Consider the following 987-nt stretch of genomic DNA (forward strand, 5'->3'; position numbering starts at 1 on the left):
CCTTTCATTCAGGTAGGTCTTATTGAAACTGAAAACTTTGATGACCTTTTGCAAAGCCATTAACTGTATAAAGCATAGATCCTCCGCCCATTTCTATATCATTGGAACAAATGATGAGTTGATTTGTTCCAGGTATAAATTGCGGATGAGTAGAACGTAACATATGCCCTTCATCTCGGCCTGGTATCAATATTTGTCCTATTGGATAACCCCTTTTATTAAAAACTAACACTCGACCTTGACCATACATTGCTACGTATAAATTATCGTCACTATCAATACAACATGAGTCTGGTCCTTCATGACCTGTAAAATAGTACGGTATAGTAGCTCCAAATGGTTGTATCGTCACACCATCATCTTCAAGTGCAATGCGATGTAATCGATTGGCTGTAGTTTCTGTTACCCATAGTACTTTTTCATCTGTACTTAAAGCAATACCATTTGCTACGCTAATATTTTGAATGATAGGCGTCACTGTTCTAAAGTCCGGCGAAACATAATAAACGCCTCCTAGTGGATTGGTAGAGTATCCTCTAAAATCTGTAAAATAAAATCCACCTTTAGAATCAAATACCATGTCATCAATACAATATGCTGTTGAAAGATCTTCAATAATATCTTGTAAGTTGTCACCATTTTCTGTAGCTGCAAAAATGCCTCCTGTAGATTTAAAATCTCCTAAATAACAAACGAATAATCGGCCATCTTTATGTATTTTGATTGCTGCAGGATTCGCTTTGTGACTTACAAAAGGTCGTTTGATTTCCTTCGTTTCAGGATTGATTTTGAAAATATTGCCTTCGAATACATCCAATAAAAAGAGTTGTCCCTGCCGATCAAAGTTCAATCCTTCTAGTTGCAATCCTTTTTTGGAAATTTCAAGCCATGGTTCAGCTGTAATTGTTTGTAATTCACTTTCAGATATAATTGGAACAGCACTATTGGACTTCCCGCTATAAAATAATGTAGGTAAATCTTGTTGTG

General features: G+C 36.0%; 1 protein-coding gene. It reads right to left on the bottom strand.

The features are described 5' to 3' along the window. Window positions 1-19 precede the first annotated feature (19 nt). The coding region (locus tag IDG60_RS27680) for an SMP-30/gluconolactonase/LRE family protein (protein ID WP_206160916.1) at window positions 20-987 on the bottom strand (968 nt) is incomplete at its 5' end.

The sequence above is a fragment of the Staphylococcus sp. EG-SA-2 genome (genome assembly GCF_017152085.1).